The organism is Nocardia sp. NPDC055050 (assembly GCF_053608345.1).
This window is the reverse complement of sequence record NZ_JBSGVG010000004.1, coordinates 96,446-115,401: the sequence shown is the minus strand read 5'-3', so window position 1 is coordinate 115,401 and position 18,956 is coordinate 96,446. Positions and strand designations below refer to the sequence as shown.

At 65.0% G+C, this 18,956-nt stretch carries 17 protein-coding genes and 1 tRNA gene; 8 read left to right on the top strand and 10 right to left on the bottom strand.

Features of this window, described 5'->3' with window-relative positions; genetic code table 11:
- Nucleotides 1-95: 95 nt before the first annotated feature.
- Nucleotides 96-962 (bottom strand): M23 family metallopeptidase, encoded by an 867-nt coding sequence (locus tag ACWGCN_RS06535; protein WP_378632128.1) that lies wholly within the window; start codon nucleotides 960-962, stop codon nucleotides 96-98.
- A 266-nt stretch (nucleotides 963-1,228) separates the two neighbouring features.
- On the opposite strand from ACWGCN_RS06535, the gene ACWGCN_RS06530 reads away from it, so the two are divergent.
- Both ACWGCN_RS06530 and ACWGCN_RS06525 read left to right on the top strand, forming a co-directional pair.
- Nucleotides 1,229-2,275 carry an NAD(P)H-dependent flavin oxidoreductase gene (locus ACWGCN_RS06530; RefSeq protein ID WP_452458408.1) on the top strand — a complete coding sequence of 349 codons (1,047 nt, stop codon included), beginning with the start codon at nucleotides 1,229-1,231 and terminating at the stop codon, nucleotides 2,273-2,275.
- Nucleotides 2,276-2,344: 69 nt separating this feature from the next.
- A complete protein-coding gene (locus ACWGCN_RS06525) occupies nucleotides 2,345-2,737 on the top strand; it encodes an SCO5389 family protein (RefSeq protein WP_378632123.1) in 393 nt (130 codons plus the stop codon).
- A 53-nt stretch (nucleotides 2,738-2,790) separates the two neighbouring features.
- On the opposite strand, the gene ACWGCN_RS06520 is transcribed toward ACWGCN_RS06525, so the two are convergent.
- The 3 genes from ACWGCN_RS06520 to ACWGCN_RS06510 all read right to left on the bottom strand — a co-directional run bounded on the left by ACWGCN_RS06520 (nucleotide 2,791) and on the right by ACWGCN_RS06510 (nucleotide 5,630).
- Nucleotides 2,791-4,425: a long-chain fatty acid--CoA ligase gene (locus ACWGCN_RS06520; RefSeq protein ID WP_378990437.1), complete on the bottom strand. Its 1,635-nt coding sequence runs from the start codon at nucleotides 4,423-4,425 to the stop codon at nucleotides 2,791-2,793.
- A gap of 114 nt (nucleotides 4,426-4,539) precedes the next feature.
- Nucleotides 4,540-4,917: an ArsR/SmtB family transcription factor gene (locus ACWGCN_RS06515; RefSeq protein WP_378632118.1), complete on the bottom strand. Its 378-nt coding sequence runs from the start codon at nucleotides 4,915-4,917 to the stop codon at nucleotides 4,540-4,542.
- A 113-nt stretch (nucleotides 4,918-5,030) separates the two neighbouring features.
- Nucleotides 5,031-5,630 (bottom strand): TetR/AcrR family transcriptional regulator, encoded by a 600-nt coding sequence (locus ACWGCN_RS06510; RefSeq protein WP_387446447.1) that lies wholly within the window; start codon nucleotides 5,628-5,630, stop codon nucleotides 5,031-5,033.
- 71 nt (nucleotides 5,631-5,701) lie between these two features.
- Between ACWGCN_RS06510 and ACWGCN_RS06505 the strand changes: the two genes are divergently transcribed.
- From ACWGCN_RS06505 to ACWGCN_RS06495, 3 genes are all read left to right on the top strand, one after another.
- Entirely contained in the window at nucleotides 5,702-6,844 is a 1,143-nt protein-coding gene (locus ACWGCN_RS06505) for an acyl-CoA dehydrogenase family protein (protein WP_452459258.1), read from the top strand.
- A 94-nt stretch (nucleotides 6,845-6,938) separates the two neighbouring features.
- On the top strand, nucleotides 6,939-7,715 hold the full coding sequence (locus tag ACWGCN_RS06500; protein ID WP_452459259.1) for a DUF1542 domain-containing protein: 777 nt from the start codon (nucleotides 6,939-6,941) through the stop codon (nucleotides 7,713-7,715).
- A 73-nt stretch (nucleotides 7,716-7,788) separates the two neighbouring features.
- Nucleotides 7,789-7,861, top strand: a tRNA-Arg gene (locus ACWGCN_RS06495).
- A gap of 627 nt (nucleotides 7,862-8,488) precedes the next feature.
- On the opposite strand, the gene ACWGCN_RS06490 is transcribed toward ACWGCN_RS06495, so the two are convergent.
- The 5 genes from ACWGCN_RS06490 to ACWGCN_RS06470 all read right to left on the bottom strand — a co-directional run bounded on the left by ACWGCN_RS06490 (nucleotide 8,489) and on the right by ACWGCN_RS06470 (nucleotide 11,791).
- Complete coding sequence (locus ACWGCN_RS06490; protein ID WP_452459260.1) at nucleotides 8,489-9,151, bottom strand: pentapeptide repeat-containing protein; 663 nt, start codon at nucleotides 9,149-9,151, stop codon at nucleotides 8,489-8,491.
- Nucleotides 9,139-10,653 carry a polymorphic toxin type 37 domain-containing protein gene (locus ACWGCN_RS06485; RefSeq protein ID WP_452459261.1) on the bottom strand — a complete coding sequence of 505 codons (1,515 nt, stop codon included), beginning with the start codon at nucleotides 10,651-10,653 and terminating at the stop codon, nucleotides 9,139-9,141. Before ACWGCN_RS06485 ends, ACWGCN_RS06490 begins: the two co-directional genes overlap by 13 nt.
- Nucleotides 10,654-10,658: 5 nt before the next feature.
- A complete protein-coding gene (locus ACWGCN_RS06480) occupies nucleotides 10,659-10,961 on the bottom strand; it encodes a WXG100 family type VII secretion target (RefSeq protein ID WP_452459280.1) in 303 nt (100 codons plus the stop codon).
- Nucleotides 10,961-11,299 (bottom strand): WXG100 family type VII secretion target, encoded by a 339-nt coding sequence (locus tag ACWGCN_RS06475; RefSeq protein WP_379295307.1) that lies wholly within the window; start codon nucleotides 11,297-11,299, stop codon nucleotides 10,961-10,963. The genes ACWGCN_RS06480 and ACWGCN_RS06475 overlap by 1 nt, the downstream gene beginning before the upstream one ends.
- 288 nt (nucleotides 11,300-11,587) lie before the next feature.
- Nucleotides 11,588-11,791, bottom strand: coding sequence for an MspA family porin (locus ACWGCN_RS06470; RefSeq protein ID WP_452459262.1), 204 nt, complete (start codon nucleotides 11,789-11,791; stop codon nucleotides 11,588-11,590).
- A 3-nt stretch (nucleotides 11,792-11,794) separates the two neighbouring features.
- Here ACWGCN_RS06470 and ACWGCN_RS06465 point away from each other — a divergent pair, with 3 nt between their 5' ends.
- Nucleotides 11,795-12,016 (top strand): hypothetical protein, encoded by a 222-nt coding sequence (locus ACWGCN_RS06465; RefSeq protein WP_452459263.1) that lies wholly within the window; start codon nucleotides 11,795-11,797, stop codon nucleotides 12,014-12,016.
- Nucleotides 12,017-12,372: 356 nt separating this feature from the next.
- Here ACWGCN_RS06465 and ACWGCN_RS06460 read toward each other — a convergent pair whose 3' ends face one another.
- A complete protein-coding gene (locus tag ACWGCN_RS06460) occupies nucleotides 12,373-13,260 on the bottom strand; it encodes an exodeoxyribonuclease III (protein ID WP_452459264.1) in 888 nt (295 codons plus the stop codon).
- Nucleotides 13,261-13,911: 651 nt separating this feature from the next.
- Between ACWGCN_RS06460 and ACWGCN_RS06455 the strand changes: the two genes are divergently transcribed.
- Complete coding sequence (locus ACWGCN_RS06455; RefSeq protein WP_452459265.1) at nucleotides 13,912-15,282, top strand: toll/interleukin-1 receptor domain-containing protein; 1,371 nt, start codon at nucleotides 13,912-13,914, stop codon at nucleotides 15,280-15,282.
- On the top strand, nucleotides 15,279-18,902 hold the full coding sequence (locus ACWGCN_RS06450; RefSeq protein WP_452459266.1) for an nSTAND1 domain-containing NTPase: 3,624 nt from the start codon (nucleotides 15,279-15,281) through the stop codon (nucleotides 18,900-18,902). Before ACWGCN_RS06455 ends, ACWGCN_RS06450 begins: the two co-directional genes overlap by 4 nt.
- Nucleotides 18,903-18,956 lie beyond the last annotated feature (54 nt).

Sequence of the window (18,956 nt, the reverse complement as noted above, 5' to 3'; positions counted from 1 at the left end):
GGTGCCGTTGCGTAGGCGACGAAGGAGCAAGCAACGGTGCCTGATCGACGGGACCAGCGGGGCCGCGAACTCGAGCGCGCCAGCGCTCCAGAAACTCAGTGCGCGGAAGGGCCCCATTCCAGCGGCACGCCCTTGGAAGCGAGGTACGGAATCGGGTCCATCTTGGCGCCGCCCTGATCCCAGATCTCGAGGTGCAGGTGCGGGCCGGTGGACTGGCCGCGGTTGCCGACGGTCGCGATGACCTGGCCCGCGTTGACCCGCTGGCCTTCGCTGACCAGCATTTCGTTGACGTGGCCGTAGACGCCGGTGGTGCCGTCGTCGTGCAGCACCCGCACCCACAGGCCGAAGCCCGACGCCGGGCCCGCCTCGATGACGGTGCCGTTGGACACGGACTTGATCGGCGCGCCGATCGAGTCGGCGAAGTCGAGGCCGTAGTGCATGGCACCCCAGCGCGAGCCGAAGCCGGAGCTGATCGGGCCCGCGACCGGGCGGGTGGCCTGCGGCGGCGCGACCTGGTGCTGGATGCCCTGGAGGATGTCCTCGACCTGCGACAGCGGGCCGGAGATCTCGGGGGGCAGGTTGCCGATCCCGAAGGGCGCGGCCACGGGGGCGGCGATCGGCGCGGCGACCGCGGTCACCGGTGCGGGGGTCTCGACGTGCGCGGCGACTTCCTGCGCGGCGACGAGGTCGACATCTTGGCGGGCCGACTCGGGAACGACCGATTCCTCGACGCTGTCGTCGTGGGTCGGCAGCAGCGGTGCGGCGAAGGCCAGGGCCGGGGCGATCTGAGCGGTGACGCCGACCAACGCGCCCGCGGCGACCGCGGCACTCGCGGCGACCCGAACACGATCGGAACGCGACGCCTCGGCGCGGTGCCTGCTCCTGCTCGGGCTCCGGCCATCCGCGTGCGCAAGCAGGGCCTGCACGGAGATGGATTCGGGACCCACACGGTGCTGCGACAAGATCTCGTCCTAGCGTCCGACAACAAGGAAACGAAACCGGTCTGCGACCGGGCCGGAGACCACCTGGGTGTTCTCCGATGCCGAACTATGTGTAACGGTTCAGCATCCGTTGTGACGCGAACTCTACCCGGCCGTGACCATTCCGCAACCTTCTGTCACGAATTCGCAGGTAGATGACGTGCCGCACAGTAACAATCACAGTGTCCGACCCATCACACGCGCTGTCACCGGGCCTGAACACGGTCCCGACCGACCAGACTCGACCCATGGTGATCGAGACCTTGACCGTCCCCATCGTCGCCGCGCCCATGGCGGGCGGCCCGTCCACACCCGAGTTGGTGGTCGCCGTCGCGGCCGCGGGCGGGTTCGGCCAGCTCGCCGCCGGATACCTCGGCACCGAGGCGGTGGCAGCGCAGATCGAGGCGACCAGAGCCGCCACCACGGCGCCGTTCGGGGTGAACCTGTTCGCGCCCGGCGTGGTGGCCGATCCGGCCGGCTACGCCACCTACCTCGCCGAACTCGGCGCCGAATTCCCGATCGGCACCCCTGAGCACGACACCGACGGATGGGACGACAAGCTCGATCTGCTGGTCGCCGATCCGGTCGCCGTGGTCTCGACGACCTTCGGCTGCCCCAGCGCGGTGGAGGTGGACCGGCTGCACGCGGTCGGCTCGGAGGTGTGGGTCACGGTCACCTCCCCCGCCGAGGCGCTGATCGCCGTCGAGGCGGGCGCCGACGTGTTGATCGCCCAGGGCGCCGAGGCGGGTGGGCACCGCGCGAGCTTCCTCGACGATCCCGCCGAGGACCCGATCGACCCGCCCGGCCTGCTCACCCTGATCCAGCTGCTCACCGCCGTCACCTCCCGCCCGCTCGTGGCGGCGGGCGGGATCGCCACCGGCGCCGGTGTGGCCGGGGTGCTGGCGGCCGGTGCGTCGGCGGCGCAGATCGGCACCGCGCTGCTGCGCTGCCCGGAAGCCGGCACCAACGCTGTGCATCGAGGTGCGATCGGGACGCCGGAACCGACGATGCTCACGCGCGCGTTCACCGGACGTCGCGCGCGCGGGATCCGCAACCGTTTCCTCGTCGACCACACCGCCGACGCGCCCGCCGCGTACCCCGAAATCCATTACGCCACTGCCCCCTTGCGGGCGGCCGCGCGGGCGGGTGGCAACACCGACGAAGTGAATCTGTGGGCGGGGCAAGCGCACTCGCTGAGCACCGGGCAACCGGCAAGCGAACTGGTCACCGATCTCGCCGCCGACGCGAAAAGCGCACTCCGGAAAGCACTTTCGGAACGAATTCAGGGTTATTGACAACGGATTTCGTTTAGACTCGGACCTGGCATCGCGTCCCGCCGACCACCCCCAAGCAGGAGGAGAGCCATGTCCCTCGATGTTCCCGCCGCATTACTCGAACGCGCAGAACAAGGCAATATCGACGACGCCGAATTCGTCGAATGTGTCCGTACCTCCCTGCCTTACGCGTGGGAGGTGGTGAGCCGGGTGGCCGAAGACCTGCGCACCGGCACCGACGAATACGCCGACAACCGGATCCCGCCGCCGGACGAGGTGGCTCGCGGGCAGCTGCTGCGCGCCCTGGCCTCCGACGCCATCCGCGGCGGCCTGGAACGGCATTTCGGTGTGAAGCTGGCCTTCCAGAACTGCCATCGGGTCGCGGCGTTCCCGCTGTCGGCCGTCGGCGGGGAGACCTACACCACCTACATCAGCCCTCGCGCCCAGCTCTTGAATCAGAGCCCCGAGCTGCGCAACTGCTGATCGACGAAAAAGGCGGGCGTGGAAGCAATTCCACGCCCGCCTTGTCGTTTTCGCTACACCGTGACGACGTCCAGCTCGCCCTCGGCGTACTGGGCGCGCAGGCGCTTCTTGTCGAACTTGCCGACGCTGGTCTTGGGCACCTCGGCGATGAAGGTCCAGCGCTCGGGCAGCTGCCACTTGGCGAACTTGTCGGCCAGGTAGTCGCGCAGCTCGGCTGCCTCGGCGGCAGCGCCCTCGGCGAGCACGATGGCGACCAGCGGGCGCTCGTCCCACTTCTCGTCGGGCACACCGATGACCGCGGCCTCGGCGACGGCCGCGTGGCCCATCACCGCGTTCTCGAGATCCACCGAGGAGATCCACTCACCACCGGACTTGATCACGTCCTTGGAGCGGTCGACCAGGGTGAGGTAGCCGTTGGCGCTGATCTTGCCGACATCACCGGTACGCAGCCAGCCGTCGTCGAACTTGTCCGGGTCGATCTCCGCGCCGGTGGGCGAGTAGTAGGAGCCGGTGATCCACGCGCCGCGGACCTCGAGCTCGCCGAGCGACTCACCGTCGTTCGGGACGACCTTGCCGTCGTCGCCGACCAGCCGGGCCTCGACGTTGGCCGGGAAACGACCCTGCGTGTAGCGGTACTCCCAGGCATCGTCGTCGCTGACGCCCGCGGGCGCGTGCGCGACGCTGCCCAGCGGGGAGGTCTCGGTCATGCCCCACGCGTGCAGGATGCGCACGCCGTGCTTCTCCTCGAATGCGCGCATCATCGCGGGCGGCACCGCGGAGCCACCGACGACCGCGGTACGCAGGTGCGAGATGTCCTGCGGCGCGGCGGCCAGCGCGGCCAGCACGCCGCCCCAGATGGTGGGCACCGCGGCGGCGAAGGTCGGCTTCTCGGCCGCCATCATCTCCAGCAGCGGGCCGGGCTGCAGGAAGCGGTCCGGCATCAGGACGTTGGCGCCCGACATCAGCGCCGCGTACGGCAGGCCCCACGCGTTGGCGTGGAACAGCGGCACGATCGCCAGCACGTAGTCCGAGCCCTGGAAACCCATGCCGTTGGGCGAGTTCACCTGCATCGCGTGCAGCCAGTTGGAGCGGTGCGAGTAGACGACGCCCTTCGGGTCGCCGGTGGTGCCGGAGGTGTAACACATCGCGGCGGCCGAACGCTCGTCGACGACCGGGAAGTCGAAGTCGGCGGACTGGGCGTCGAGCAGCTCGCGGTAGGAGTGCACGGTGACGCCTTCGGGCGCGGTGAGCGCGGCCGGATCGCCGTTGACGACGATCACGTGCTGCACGGTCTTCAGGTTCGGTAGGTACTGCGCGAACAGCGGCACCAGCGTGCCGTCGACGAGCACGACCTTGTCCTCGGCGTGGTTGGCGACGAAGACCAACTGCTCGGGGAACAGCCGGATGTTGAGCGCGTGCAGCACCGAGCCCATCGCGGGCACCGCGATGTAAGCGACCATGTGCTCGTTGTTGTTCCACATGAAGGTGCCGACGCGGTCGCCCTCTTCGATGCCGAGACCCCGCAGCGCGTTGGCCAGCCGGGCCGAATCGGCGCCGAGCTCACGGTAGGTCATGGTGCGAACACCGTCACCGGTCCATGTGGACACAGTCGAATCGCCCTGGAAAGTTGCGGCATAGTTGAGCAGTTTGGCCAGCGAGAGCTGGTCGTCCTGCATGGTGCTCAGCATCGGTGCTCCTTCAAGTCCCTGCCGTGGCATGAGCCACGTCACAACGGATGCTACCGAAAGGTTTGGGGCTCGCAATCGTTTCCTCCGACAACATTCCTGCAGGTCGGCTCGTCATCACACACCGGGCGGCCGCGCGTGCGGCGGCTGACCATCGGGCCCTCTATGGTGCGATGGCACCCCGGGACCGGCATGTTCGGCGTTGTGGACCGCGTCGACGACCAGGCTGCGGACATGGTCGTTGTCGAGGCTGTAGTAGATGGTGGTCCCCTCGCGACGAGTACGCACGAGCCTGGCCATCCGCAGTTTCGCCAGATGCTGGGACACCGAGGGGCCCGGCTTGCCCACCCGGCTCGCCAATTCGTTCACCGAGAGTTCTTGATCGGCCAGCGCCCAGAGGACTTGAACCCTCGTCGGATCGGCCAGCATTCGGAACACCTCGACCACCAACCCCACCTGATCCTCGGCCAGAGGCGAGCGGGCATCTGCATTCATGCGCAGATAATAGATCGCCGATGCCGGTTCCCCCCGTAGCCGCCGCTCCGGACGTTGGTCAGGCCGACATGCCGAGTGCCGAGGCGAGCGCCGGACCGGGGGCCGGAATCCGCTCAGCGCAACGCGATCTCGGCGAGCGCGGTCCAGTCGGCCAGCACCTTTTTGCGACGAACGCGGTCACGGCCGACCATCTCGTCGAGAGTGGCGCCACGGACCAGGTTTATGGTGAGCCAGAAGGTGCTCTCCAAGCGCTCACCGGTGATGGCGGGATCGATCAGCCCGGCACAGCGGTCGAGCAGCTCGACGGTGAGTTCGTGCTGCACCCGCAACATTTCACGGCGTAGCGCCGCGTCGTTGGCGATTCCCACATACAGCTCCACCGCGGCACGACCGAGCTTGCCCGCGAAGGTAGCGGTGACCAACTCGACCAGTACAGCGCCCGCCGACCTACCGTCCGGCACCGCTTTCGCCTTACGCAGCATGGCTTCTCGCTGACGATCGGTGAGATGGCCGATCGCCTGAGCTAGAAGTTCACCGCGCGTGTGGAACTGATGCAGCTGCGCGCCACGCGTCACCCCCGCCCTGGCCGTGATATCGGCGATGGAGGCACCCGCATAGCCGACCTCGGCCAGGCTCTCGATGGCGGCATCAAGCAGCAGCGTCCGGGTCCGCAGACTCTTCTCCTGATGCTTGTTCGGTGGGAGCGCAGGCATCACTCCAGTATAGGGCTACAAAATTACATGTCACATTGCATGCAATTCAGTGCTCGGCGTACTGTCATGACATGGCTGTAGACCGGATGTTGCCCACCGCCGAGGCACGTGAGCTGATCGAACTGACCCGCGACATCGCCGACAAGGTGCTCGAGCCGCGTGTCACCGAGAGCGAGAAGACCGGAGTCTTCCCGGACGGCGTGTTCCCGGCGCTCGGCGCGGCCGGGCTGCTCAGCCTGCCGTATCCGGAGGAATTCGGCGGCGGCGCGCAGCCGTACGAGGTGTACCTCCAGGTGCTGGAGGAAATCGCGAGCCGCTGGGCCGCCGTCGCCGTGGCGGTGAGCGTGCACGGCCTGTCCTGCCACCCGCTGTTCACCTACGGCACCGACGAGCAGAAGCAGCAGTGGCTCGACGGCATGCTCTCGGGCGAAACCATCGGCGCCTACAGCCTTTCCGAGGCGCACGCCGGTTCCGACGCGGCCGCCCTGCGGTGCCGGGCCACCCCCGTCGACGGCGGCTACAACCTCAACGGCACCAAGGCCTGGATCACCAACGGCGGCCGCGCCGACTTCTACACCCTGTTCGCCCGCACCGGCGAGGGGTCGCGCGGCATCTCCTGCTTCCTCGTCCCCGCGGGCACCGAGGGCCTGAGCTTCGGCAAGCCCGAGGAGAAGATGGGCCTGCGCGCCATCCCCACCACCACCGCCGCCTACGACGACGTGTTCCTGCCCGCCGAACGTCGCATCGGCGAAGAGGGACAGGGACTTTCGATCGCGTTCAGCGCGCTCGACGCGGGCCGCCTCGGCATCGCCGCCGTCGCCACCGGTGTCGCCCAGCGCGCGCTCGACGAGGCCGTCGCCTACGCCAAGGAACGAGAAGCCTTCGGCCGCAAGATCATCGATCACCAGGGCCTCGGGTTCGTCCTCGCCGACATGGCCGCCGCCGTAGACACCGCCCGCGCCACCTACCTCGACGCCGCCCGCCGCCGCGATGCGGGCCTGCCGTATTCGCGCCAGGCTTCGGTCGCCAAACTGGCCGCCACCGACGCGGCCATGAAGGTGACCACCGACGCGGTCCAGGTCTTCGGCGGCTACGGCTACACCCAGGACTTCCCCGTCGAGCGCTACATGCGCGAAGCGAAGGTCATGCAGATCTTCGAGGGAACCAACCAGATCCAGCGCCTGGTCATCGCCCGCCACCTCGCCGGTAGCTAATAGGCAACGCGCTGATCAATAGGGGTCAGCGCGTTCGGGCAACCGATCAGTAAACTGGACGGCATCTCGACACCTCGACGAAATGAGGCGCGCGATGCTGTGGTGGCTGATCGTGATCGTGATCGTGTGCGTCGGTGCTCTGCTGTACCTGCGTGCCGAACAGAACAAGCGCAACGCGCGCGAGCTCGAAGAAGCACAGGCCGACGCGCGGGTGACCATCGAGCGGCTCGGCGGACAGGTCTACCAGCTGACTCCGCGCAACGAAGCCGCACGACAGGCCCTGGCCGACGCGTCCGAACGGTACAACGCCGCAGGCGGTCAGATCGACCGCGCCGGCTCCCCCGCCCAAGCCCGGCTGGCCAAGCAGTCCGCGCTGGAGGGCCTCTATTACATTCGCGCCGCCCGCACCGCGATGGACATGGACCCCGGCCCTGCGATCCCGGCCATCGAGGGCCAGGACATCGCCGGCCAGGTCGACGAGCAGCGCACCATCGCCCACAACGGCCGCTCGATCACCGCCTCCCCCGCCCCCTCCGCGGGCACACCGAACTACTTCCCCGGCGGCCGCGTGGCAGGTCGCCCCGTCCCCGCCGGGTGGTATTCCGAACCCTGGTGGAAGCCCGCGCTGATCGCCGGCGCCTGGGGCGCGGGCTCGGCACTGTTGTTCACCACGCTGTTCGCCGGAATGGGCGGGGTCGGCTACAACGCGCAAGCCTTCGAGGACGGCACCGGCGAAGCGACCGTCGATCCCGGCACCGACCAGGGCGGATTCGACCCCGGCGACACCGGCGGCGACTTCGGCACCAGCGGGGGTTATGACACCGGCGGTGGTTTCGACAGCGGCGGCGGCGGCGATTTCGGCGGCTTCTGACCCCGCCCAACGGGCCTCTGCCACCGACCCCGGCCCCACGCTATACTCAGCTCGGCCAGCCCAGCCTGGCCACGCCTTCGTAGCTCAGGGGATAGAGCAACCCTCTCCTAAAGGGTAGGTCGCAGGTTCGAATCCTGCCGAGGGCACAAACCTGCGACACTAATTTCGCAGGTCAACGGCCGTTTCCTCGCGATTCCGACAAAGTTCGCACACGAAAGTCCAGGTCAGGCGCGTTCGTCCCTCTGGAGTGGCAGGGCACAGCGAACATGGGAATGCACGCATCGGTACACGGGATATCGGCGACCGGGCCTCTCACCGGCACCGGTTAGTCCCGGCACCATGTCCTTCGCGGCGCGCAGCGGCCGGTTCCACGGACTTGGCCATCTGGCCGCCACCGGTTCCGACTCCCCGCCCCGTCACAGGCGTCATCGACGCTGCACCTGCGGAACGAGTACAGCAACCGTCCCGGTGATGGGGAAAGCGATGAGCTGTGGTCGCAAGATGGAGCACCCGTCGCCGATCGAATCCGACTCGACGGACTTCGAGCCGGATTGCCGACCAGACTTCCCGGCGCACCTACCCGTAAAGATGCCGAAAAGACCCGCATGCACCGCAAACCGGAACGATCCGCCGAGACAGCCCGCACCGAATCCACCGCCGCGCGGCCGACGAATGGACTCACGGAGGATTCTGGGCGCGCTGCCGGTCACAGCCCCGATACATGCCACGATCGATGTCGATCCGACCAGGCTTGGGAGTCAATGACAGCCGGGTCACGATCGAATGGTGACATCCACAGCTCCATTTTCGCTGAACCATTTCTTGAGCTCGAGACCCGCGAGAACCATAGCCGATTTCACTCCGACATCCACTGGACCAATTATGGACCCCGAAGCGCCTGCCACCGAACATCCGCCCATTCGTGCGTCCGAAAAGTCTGTCGAAGAAAACTCGCAGCCTCGCAGATCGGCGGATCCGAGATCGGCATCCGCAAAGCTTGCGCTCCGCAAGTCAGCACCAACCAGATTTGCACGCCGGAAGTCCGAATCCTCGAAGACCGCGCTCTGAAGACGGGCATCACAGAAAATACCACCAGATGCCGAACAGCCACGACCTTCGACCTTGCGGAGATCGCTACGACTGAAATCAGCATTACGCAAATCGGCCGAAATCATCCACGCTGTATACAGATCCACATCGGATACACATGCCGACGTCAGATCGGCCCCATTCAAGGACGCGCCCTCCAAGAACAAACCCGATACATCAGAGCGGGAAAGGTTCAGACCGTCCCCATTGAAGAGATTGGATGCCGACATCGACACCGACACCGGTGGCAATTGATCCAGGTAGAGCCCCAGAGCCACTTGAGCCGCAGGGTCAGAAGGCCAACGCTTGACATCGCTCCTGGCCCGGCCATAAATCAACTGCCCCATACTACTTTTCCTTCCCACTCGGGATGTTCAGAAACTAGTTGTTCCAATCGCGCACGCCGCGCTGGCGACATTCCGTCGGGATCAATTAGGACATTCTCATCGTCAGCGAGGTCTTTATTGATCATCTTGACAAATTTCTCATCAGATTGAGGGTTGCTGATCTCCTGACCAGCATTTGGCCGGTACGATGGCTGACTGTCAGGAGAGCTCTTCACGTCCCAGCGCTTACCCGTCGCATCTACGAACTCGCCCATATCTTCATTATTCGGCCCCGGTTGAGCACGCGTTATAGGCCCTGGAATCTTGCCATCACGTTCCGCTTGCAATCCTACCTCAGCTTCTCTCTGCGATGCCGGATTGGACTTTCCGTTTTTTGCGGGGTCCTTCGACAACTCATCGTAACGGGCTTTGTACTCAGGCGTCCCGGGCGTGTTCGATTTGTTCTCTGGACTCTTCCCGATTACCTCGGTGTTCGTGGCAGTGATCACTATCGGCAACTCGACAATGGTCAGAAGGTCGCCGTTTGTCAGGTTGGCAGTGGTGAAAGTGAGGGAGCTGAGGGTGGTGAGGAATACGTTGGCGGGCCCTGCTATGGCCCACGCCGCGTCGTTCAGGAAGTCGATATCTATCTCGACTTTGTTGTCGTTGGGCGACTGCGACTGCTGCTTGCTCGGCGCCTTTTCCTTCGCTGGCTGCTCTTTGACATTTACCATCGAACGCCCGATCGATATGGCGGTAACCACAACTACCGCTGCGAACTGCGTATTGATGTCCGCGCGCATTTTGGTCAAGGCCACGTTGTGGGCTTCGACTGCGTTGGCGATGTCATGGGCGGCGGTACGGATTTCGCGGAGTTTTTCAGCGAGCTTGCGAAGGTTTGCTACATGGTTCGGGATGTCGTCCGGGACTTTGGGTCCGAAGCCTTGTTCCAGCCCTGAGGCGACGGTTAGTAGCCGTGCCACGCCGTATTCGAGAGGGTCTGAATTGGCGAAGGTCTTCCACATGGTCGCGGAGCGTGCAAGTTTGTCGGTATCCCCGTCGGGGACTTGGCCGCCGGCGACAAGCGTGGTGACCTTGTCCTGCAGTTCGTTCCAGTCTGTCTGAAGTCCGTTGGAATAGGCTCCTGACGACGCGATACCGACTACCGCGCCCGCGCCGTAGGGTAGCTCGGACGGGATGCCGGTGGGCAACGATGGTGGGTCGCCTTTGTTGGTACCGCGGTTGGCTGTGTATTCCGCGGACTTCCAGTTGTAGCTGGACGCTGTCAGCATATCCCCGTAGCGTTGCAGGGCACGCGCGAGGTTGGTCGCGACCATCGTCAACGCGGCGGCACGGTCGTCGTAGGCTTTCGACCACGATTTGACTGCTTGGTAACCGCCGGCCATCGCGTTTGTTTCTAAGAGTACAGATTGCGGCGTTTCGTAGACCGTTTGGAATTTCTCCGACAAGTCGTAGCACGCCGTGGCCGCGCTGTCATAGGACTGCGGCGAGACTGCGCCCATAGAAGTCAGCCACCGCTCATTCTCAAGTTGGCTTCCGCTGCCGCACTGTAGGCGTCGCGGGCTGTGACGGCGGCACTGTACATCTGGGCGAGCCCTTCAATTGCCGTGGCAGCCCCGGTAGCCCATTCTCGATAGGCCTCCTCCTGGGCGTCGGCAGCGGCCCCCTGCCAGTTTTGCTGGATGGATGCGATCCGGTTGTTGATGCCATCGAGGCTTTCGGTGAGGAAGCCGATGAATCCATTGGCGCGGCTGATGAGTTGGTCCAACTCATCGATATCGAAGGTGAAGTCGCGGGAGTCGTCGGCCATCACATGTTCAATTGTGGTAGGTCGAGTGAACTCAAAGTACCGGAGTTCGAGATATCCTGACCGACAACGGCTTTGCTTGCGATGCCCAGAAGTTCGCCCATCGTCGTTAGGGCGTTCAGTACGTCTGCAGCACCCTTCTTGGTTTCAGTCCAGCCGTCCTCGAACGCCTCGGCCGCCGCACCGCTCCAATTGTCCAGGACAGTGGATACCTCGCGGTCGAGCGTGCCGAGCCCGTTGATCAAAGATTCCGCGATCTGCTGGATATAGACACCGGCATCGGTCACCTCACCCGGCACGATCGCGAAAACTGTTCCAGAAGTATCGTTTTCACCCGCCACGCCTCCCCCGTTCTCAGGCCATCGGAGTCAGCCTAGACACGACAGCGTGGGGCTGCAACAGACGAGGTCTCTGCCCAAAGGAATCGAGCCCAGCCAGCATGACCGGGCCTTCCGGGCGATTCGCCCACTGACCGAGCACAAGGCGTTCACGCTACTGCCCGACGATTTGTAGGATTGCCGGTCGCGACGGGTTCGGATCCGACGCCGGTGCGGAAGTTGCCGAGGTGGGCGGGCACTTGGGCAGGTCGCCCGGTGGATCGCCGAAGCCATCAACCGGGCCCGAGTGACTCAGACGTCCTGAACTCGCCCGAAGGTGGTCACAGTGTCGCCGGAGTCGCTGACCACGATGACATAGGGCTGGATGCTGGCGGGACCGACGACCCCGGTCACCGTGCCGAGATTGTGGACGATGCTGATCTTGCCGGTCGCGCCGCTGATCTTGCCCGAGGCCGCCTTGACCTGCTTGACACCGGGTCCGAAATCGACTTCCATCTCATGTTGTCGGGCACGTCAATACTTTCGGTGCCGCTCTGCATGTTCGGCCTGGTCAAGGGCGAGCAAGAGCCGTTCACGTCCACCAGGATCGAGCATTGGTTTCAGTACTCGGTGCACGAAACCTTCGGCAAACGAAACCGGATCGTCGAGTATCCGATAGGACGCCCGGGCGACCTCGTGGTGGACAAGCTGTACCACGATCTCGAACAGCTCCCGCCGTAGGTAAATCGAGACCGCCGTGGCGCGAGGTAGTTGACCACCGTATCTGTCACCACTCGTGACGCCCAAGCTGGTCGGACGCGGCGGGTTGAACGACCCAACTGTCACGAAACGCGACACCGGCCGAACGCTCCCCTTTCCAGCGCTGCACGTCTACCACGGACGGGTACGACGGACGAGCGGATCCCCAACTCGTCCAACTGCCACCTACCCTACGCCCCCACATATGCAGGCCGCCGCGCCACGTCCCTCCCTCACCCAAGGGCGAAATCTGCTTCTATCACCAGCTGACCGGTGCAAACCCCCAGGTCACACGCGTTCCCATCTTCGATGTGCCCCGCCGAGGGCACCAGAACTTCTCAGTCAGGCATTGCCGAGTAGGTCACCACGAGTGGGGCGTGATCGGAGAGGCGCTCGGCGGGTGATGGTTCCTTGTCGACGACGACAGATGTGGCGAGGCGGGCGAGACCGGGTGTCGCGAGTTGGTGGTCCACGCGCCAACCCACATCCTTGGCGAACGATCGACCCGCCCAACTCCACCAGGTGAGTGGACCCGGGCGATCGCCGTGCACCTGTCGCACCACGTCGACGAGCCGGCGCGTGCCGAGAATCGAACTGAACCACTCGCGGTCGGCAGGCAGGAATCCGTCCATCGTGCGGGCGGCACGCCAGTTGGTCACATCGTGCCGGGTGTGCGCGATGTTCAGATCCCCGGTGAGGACGAACTCGCGTCCCGCGCTCAGCGCCGCGAGCCGGTTGCGGTGCACTTCGCGGGCGAACGCCGCGAGGAACCTCTGCTTCCGTTCGTACCTGACCCCACCGTCGGGCTGTTCGCGCATAGATCCCGGGCGCTGGAGATGCGAGGGCAGACCACCCTTGGGCAGATACAGACAGGCCACCGTCACCGGCCGGTCGGCCAGGTCGACCTCGATATAGCGTCCCTGTGCGGCGAACTCACCGAGTCCGCGGGCCCTGGGTGGGTGGGTCACCCACGTCCGCACGGCAGCGGCGCAAACCCTCGTCAGTACGGCCACACCGTTACGACCGGCCACCGAACCCACGTCCACCGCCGCCGAATAGCCCGGGAAGGTGCCCACATCAGATGCGGGACAACGCAACTCCTGCAACGCGACCACGTCGACCGACCGCGCCCGCAACCACTGGTCGAATCCACGGCGACGTGCCGCGCGGATTCCGTTCACGTTGAATGTGGCGACAGTGAGAGAATCAGCGACCGACGAACCCATGGCAACACTGTGCCGGAGTCCCCCGTCACCCGCTCGGGCAGCTCCGGTACGCGACCTCGGTGGGGCCGGGGAGATCGGCGAACTGGTTTCCCTCGCGCAAGCCGATGGAGGGGACCGCGCGTTCTCGCCTCCCCCAACGGCACTCGGTTTATCGACGCCGAAGCACTGGCAGCTCAGACCGAATATCTCGGTGCGCACGCCGCCACGGACACGAGATGTGAAGGCCAGGCAGGAAGCCGAGGCCGAAGCTGAGCGAGCACGGACTGGACCCCGCCGATCAAGCTCTGATGTCGTCACGTCCGTTTCATCTCGGATGTACGCCGCCCAGGATACGTCCAAAAGTTGGAGCAGCAGGCGACCTGCCACACCAGGGCGATAGACTCAGATCAGATAATGACCAACTATGACCAGGCGTTTTCCGGTTGCCTGTGTTTTGTGTGTCCTGCCGAGGGCACCACAGCGCACTGTGGCTCCCCGCCCGGTGACCTGATGCTCGGCGAAGTTCGAGTAGCCGACTACTCTACGACGCGATTACGTCGGAGCCTACTGTTGATTCGGTACTGAACGCGTTCTCGGGACATTCCACGCTGGTGCTGCGCCACCCGGCGTGGCCGGGCGTTTTGTGGCGCAATCCGGATCGAGTGTTTGGGCATGAACGACGATTTCTGGGACGATCTTCTCGCGCATATCCGGCAGCGGGTTCTGGTGCCGGTTGTGGGGCCCGACGTGACCAGGGTCGATCTCGGCGACGCTGATCAGACATTCACCACACTCATCGGCCAGCGCCTGGCCGAACGCTGGAACCTCTCCGTGCCGGCCGGACCGACCACCATGGATGCGGCGGTGGCGGCGTTCCTGCGCGAGCGCGGCCAAGACGAGATAGAGCGGTTGTATCGCGTCATCAACGACATCATCGTGGAGGTCGATCCAGAGCCCGGCGACGCACTTCGAAACCTCGCCGCGATCGATGACCTGCGCTTGTTCGTGAGCACGACGCCCGACCGAGTACTCGCGAAGGCAGTGAACGAGGTCCGTTTCCAGGGAAGGCAAGGCGCGCGGGAGATTTCGTTCTCTCCCAATCAATCCACCAGTGAACAGTCGCGAAATGCCCAACCGGCCACGCCCGCCGATACCGTCGTTCTGAATTTGTACGGTCAAGCGGCCTCCACCCCTCAGTATGCGATCCATGAGGAGGACCGGCTGGAGTGGCTGCACGCATTACTCAGCGAAAAGGCGAGCCTTCCCGACTGGGTCGGTTACCAACTGAAGGAACATCCCCTACTCTTCATCGGCTGCGAGATCCCCGACTGGCTCGGACGGTTCCTCCTGCGGATGTCCAGCAATACCCGGCTGTCGCTGGAACGCATTCCTTTCTTTCTCGCCGGCTGCTCGGCGTCACGAGAACCTTCCCTCTCGAGTTTTTTCGCGACGTACTGCCGCAAAACGCTGGTCCAGCAACTGGACATCGACCCGGCGACCTTTGTCGCGGAACTACGCGCGCGCTGGGTGCAGCAGACCACTCCGAGGCGCCATGACGCGGTTGGCGACGCCCTTCGCCCGCTTCCGGACGCTCCGACGATCTTCATCAGCTATATGCGGGAGGACGCCGACGCGGCCAAGCGAGTCTGTGACGCCATCACGAGTCTCGGCGGTGACGTGTGGCTCGACGAGCGGCGGCTCAGCCCAGGAGATGCGTGGGAACACGAGATTCTGTGCAGCATCCGCCGAACCGTCCGTCTGTTCGTCCCGATCATCTCCGCGAACACCGAGCACGCGGAGGAAGGCTACGTTTTCAAAGAATGGTACGAGGCGGCAGATCGCGCACGCTCCATCCCGAGCCGCCGTTTCATCGTGCCCGTGGTTATCGACGACAACTACGATCTCAACCCGAGCCGTTACCGGCAGATGCCGGACAGCTTCGGGCGCTTGCACTTCGGCAGGGCACCCGGCGGTGAGCCGGATGCGGGGCTCATCGCCGTGCTGAAGGACGAAATCCGCGCGATGCGGCGGACAGCGGCATGACTGCCGTCACGCGAGCGGGGCAACTCGACAGCGAGAACCCGTGGCCGGGCCTGGAGTCCTTCGAGGAAAACGGGCAGGCGTTCTTCTTCGGGCGCGACCGTGAAGCGGAGTCCTTGCTGAACCACGTCCGCGATGCCCCGGTCACGATCTTGTACGGGCGGTCCGGTCTCGGAAAGACCTCGCTGCTGCGAGCCGGCCTCTTTCCCGCACTGCGCAACGAGCACTTCCTGCCGATCTACATACGCTTGGATCTCACACCGAACGCGGCGGCACTGTCTCGCCAGCTACACCGATCGGTGCGCGACTCGATCCGGGCCGAAGCGCCCGATGCGATATTGCCCGGCGACGATGAATCGCTCTGGGAGTATCTGCATCGCAAAGACTTCGAGCTCTGGAGTGCACAGAACTATCCGCTCACGCCGGTGATCGTTCTCGACCAGTTCGAGGAACTCTTCACCCTCGGTGAGCGCGTTCCAGATCTCGTCCGGGAATTCATGCACGACCTCGGCGACCTCGCGGAGAACCGGATTTCCGACGATGTGGCTGCCCGGATCGACAACGATGAGGCCGAGGCAGGCCGGTTCCGGTTGCGGTCACAAGACTTCAAGTTGCTGATCACGTTGCGGGAGGACTTTCTGCCCAACCTCGAGGAATGGTGCCCGCTCATTCCCGCGCTGGGACGGTCACGGATGCGGCTGCTTCCCTTCCGCGCCGATGCGGCGTTCGAGGCGGTCCACAACCCGGCCGAGCATCTGATCACCGAGGCTCTCGCGCATCGAGTGGTGAGCATCATCGCCGGCGAGGACCTTCACCTCGGCCGGGATACCTCATGGGTCGACATCGATGACAACCTCGCGGCCTCGGACGTGGAGCCCGCGCTGCTGAGCCTGTTCTGCCGCGAGCTCAACGAAGAGCGCAAGCGTCGTGGGCGCGCGCACTTCGACGAGCAGCTGGTCGAGGATGCCAAGCGCGACATCCTGTCGAACTACTACGCGTCGTGCGTGCGTGATCTGTCACCGCGAGTCGCGGAGTTCATCGAGTCGGAACTGATCACCGAGAAGGGTTTCCGCGACAGCTACGCCCGTGAGGACGCGGTGCCGTCACGGCTGACCGACGACGAACTCGCTCGGCTGATCGGCTCGCGCCTGGTGCGGCTCGAGGAATACCACGGCGCGCAGCGGATCGAACTGACCCACGATGTGCTCACGGGCGTCGTACGCGACCACCGCGACCGGCGACGCGCGGAGGAAGTGCGCGCGGCGCAGGCGGCCCATGCGGAAAGGGAGAAGCGAGCCCTGCTCGACGCTGCCACCCGGCGTGAGGCCGAACTCGACGACGAGCGGCGGGCGGGACGGCGACTCAGGCGGCTGTCAACTGTCCTGGCAATGGTGTGCGTCGTATCCGTCGTGCTGGCTGTCCTGGCCGCGATCAATTGGCGATCGGCCGACATCGCCCGCGATGATGCCGCTGCTCGAAGCAGAGAGGCACTCGCCGGGCGACTGACCTCGCAGGCGCAGTCGATGCTGGCCGGCGGCCAGCCCGGCAGCGAGTTGGCGGCACTCGACAAACTGCTCGCAGCACAGCAAATCTCGACCGATCCCGACCTCGGCGCGCTGGTGACGACATTGCGGAACGAGGCGCGATTGCACAAGGTCATCGACCTGTCTGCGCAGGGCGGCGTGCTCAGTGCCGATGGCCGGTGGATTGCCACACCTACACCGTCCGGAATCAAGCTGGTGGATACAGAGGCGGGGAAGCCGCGCGGAGAGCCGTTCGTTGCCGACGGCACACTCGAGGCCGCAAGCCCGGACGGGCGGTATCTCGCATTGAACGACCGAGACGACATCGTTCGGATCTGGGACTCGGCCGAGGGCAAGCCGATCGGGCCGCCTCTGACGGGCGGAGAGGACTGGCTGCCGACCGCTGTCGTCAGTCCGGATGGTGGTCGGGTCGCCGCGAGCTATGGAGATCACGCGCGTTTGTGGGACGCCCGGACCGGACAGCAGATAGGTCCATCGCTGAGCGGGCCCGGGGCGAAGGTGTGGGCGCTGGCGTTCAGCCCGGACGGGAAGCGTCTGGCGTCCGCGGGTACCGAGCGGACTGTAAAGCTCTGGGACGCCCATAGCGGCGCGGCACTCGGCGAAACGGTACCTGTCGGCGACCCGCGCATCGCCGAGGGCGAAGCGATATGGAGCCTGAGCTTCAGTCCCGACGGACACTTCATCGCCGCCGGCGGACACACCGTTGGCCTCGGTACATTGTTGAGCGCAGGCACACCGTTGCGGATCTGGAACGCCGATACCGGCGCCGCAGTCGGGAACCCGGTAACCGGCAATTTCGGCGCCATCGATTCAGTGGCGTTCAGCCCGGACGGGGGCCGGGTCGTTACGGGTGGCAGCGACAAAACCGTAAGAATGTGGGACCCGAACACCGGTCAGCCGGTCGGCAATCCGCTCGAACTCAAAGCAGCCGTCCGCTCCGTCGCCTTCACCCCTGACGGCAATCGGATCGTTGCTGTAGCCGACAACACCGCCCAGGTATTCCACACCGATCCCGATGCCGCGCTGGCCACCGAGTTAGGCGGCAGCAGAGCGGTTGAGCTTGCGGCGCTGGGGAGCGGCTACGGAATGGATAACCACGCGGATCAGCCGCGAATCGTGATCCTTCGTGACAGCGCGCTACGGCGGCTGGACGCCGACACCGGTGAGCAGGTTGGGGACGCGATCGTTTCCGAGGCCCTCCGGGGAGGCGCCCAGCTCTCCTTCAGCCCGGATGAACGCTGGCTCGCGGTTGTGGGCCGGGACAACGATATCCGAGTCCTGGATGTAGCGAATGGGCTGCAGCGTGGAGCGCCGATGAAAGGGCACCAGGACACGATAGAAACGGTCGACTTCAGCCCGGATGGGAAGACACTCGCGACTGGAAGTAGTGACAATACGGTCCGGCTCTGGGACTGGGCCGAGGGGCGGCAGATCGGTGATCCGTTGACAGGGCACAAGAATCGCGTGCACGAAATCGCGTTCAGCGAGGACGGCCGTCGCTTGTATTCCCTCAGCAGCGATTCCGTCCGCATCTGGGATACCGCTACGAGGCAATCGGTCGGCAAGGTAATGAAGGGCTCCTTCACGAGCATGACGCTCAGTCATGACGACCGGCGCATCGCGGTCGCAGACAACAAGACGATCCGCCAATGGGACGCCGAAAGCGGCGACCCCGTCGGCATGCCTTTCGAAGGCCACGACAAGCGCGTTGATTCTGTCGGCTACAGCCCCGACGGCAAGTACCTCGTCTCCACCTCGAGAGACCGCACGCTGCGGTTCTGGGACACCGACACCGGACGTCAGATCGGCGAACCGATCGCCACCATCCCGGCCGGCTCGACCCCCATTCTTGAATTCAGCAAGGACGGACGTCGTGTTTTCGTTGTTTCCCAACGGGTCTCCTTGGACGGCAAGCCTCCTTTCGTGGGCGGTGGGATATGGCAGCTTCCGGCGCCTGCCGCGTGGTGGGACGCGCTCTGCGACAAACTCACCTCGAATCCCAGCGACGAGCAATGGAAGAACTGGGTTTCGGACGACCTACCGACCGCCGAGCTGTGCTGGGGCAAACCCCAAGCATGATCCTGATTCCACGCTAAAGTCACCCCGAAGGGCAGAATTGAAACACGTTCTAAT

Bases quoted from the DNA above. Each gene is read 5' to 3' on its own strand.
- ACWGCN_RS06530 (WP_452458408.1), top strand. From the start codon at position 1,229: ATGGTGATCGAGACCTTGACCGTCCCCATCGTCGCCGCGCCCATGGCG.
- ACWGCN_RS06525 (WP_378632123.1), top strand. From the start codon at position 2,345: ATGTCCCTCGATGTTCCCGCCGCATTACTCGAACGCGCAGAACAAGGC.
- ACWGCN_RS06520 (WP_378990437.1), bottom strand. From the start codon at position 4,425: ATGCTGAGCACCATGCAGGACGACCAGCTCTCGCTGGCCAAACTGCTC.
- ACWGCN_RS06515 (WP_378632118.1), bottom strand. From the start codon at position 4,917: ATGAATGCAGATGCCCGCTCGCCTCTGGCCGAGGATCAGGTGGGGTTG.
- ACWGCN_RS06510 (WP_387446447.1), bottom strand. From the start codon at position 5,630: ATGCCTGCGCTCCCACCGAACAAGCATCAGGAGAAGAGTCTGCGGACC.
- ACWGCN_RS06505 (WP_452459258.1), top strand. From the start codon at position 5,702: ATGGCTGTAGACCGGATGTTGCCCACCGCCGAGGCACGTGAGCTGATC.
- ACWGCN_RS06500 (WP_452459259.1), top strand. From the start codon at position 6,939: ATGCTGTGGTGGCTGATCGTGATCGTGATCGTGTGCGTCGGTGCTCTG.
- ACWGCN_RS06490 (WP_452459260.1), bottom strand. From the start codon at position 9,151: ATGGGGCAGTTGATTTATGGCCGGGCCAGGAGCGATGTCAAGCGTTGG.
- ACWGCN_RS06485 (WP_452459261.1), bottom strand. From the start codon at position 10,653: ATGGGCGCAGTCTCGCCGCAGTCCTATGACAGCGCGGCCACGGCGTGC.
- ACWGCN_RS06480 (WP_452459280.1), bottom strand. From the start codon at position 10,961: ATGGCCGACGACTCCCGCGACTTCACCTTCGATATCGATGAGTTGGAC.
- ACWGCN_RS06470 (WP_452459262.1), bottom strand. From the start codon at position 11,791: ATGGAAGTCGATTTCGGACCCGGTGTCAAGCAGGTCAAGGCGGCCTCG.
- ACWGCN_RS06465 (WP_452459263.1), top strand. From the start codon at position 11,795: ATGTTGTCGGGCACGTCAATACTTTCGGTGCCGCTCTGCATGTTCGGC.
- ACWGCN_RS06460 (WP_452459264.1), bottom strand. From the start codon at position 13,260: ATGGGTTCGTCGGTCGCTGATTCTCTCACTGTCGCCACATTCAACGTG.
- ACWGCN_RS06455 (WP_452459265.1), top strand. From the start codon at position 13,912: ATGAACGACGATTTCTGGGACGATCTTCTCGCGCATATCCGGCAGCGG.
- ACWGCN_RS06450 (WP_452459266.1), top strand. From the start codon at position 15,279: ATGACTGCCGTCACGCGAGCGGGGCAACTCGACAGCGAGAACCCGTGG.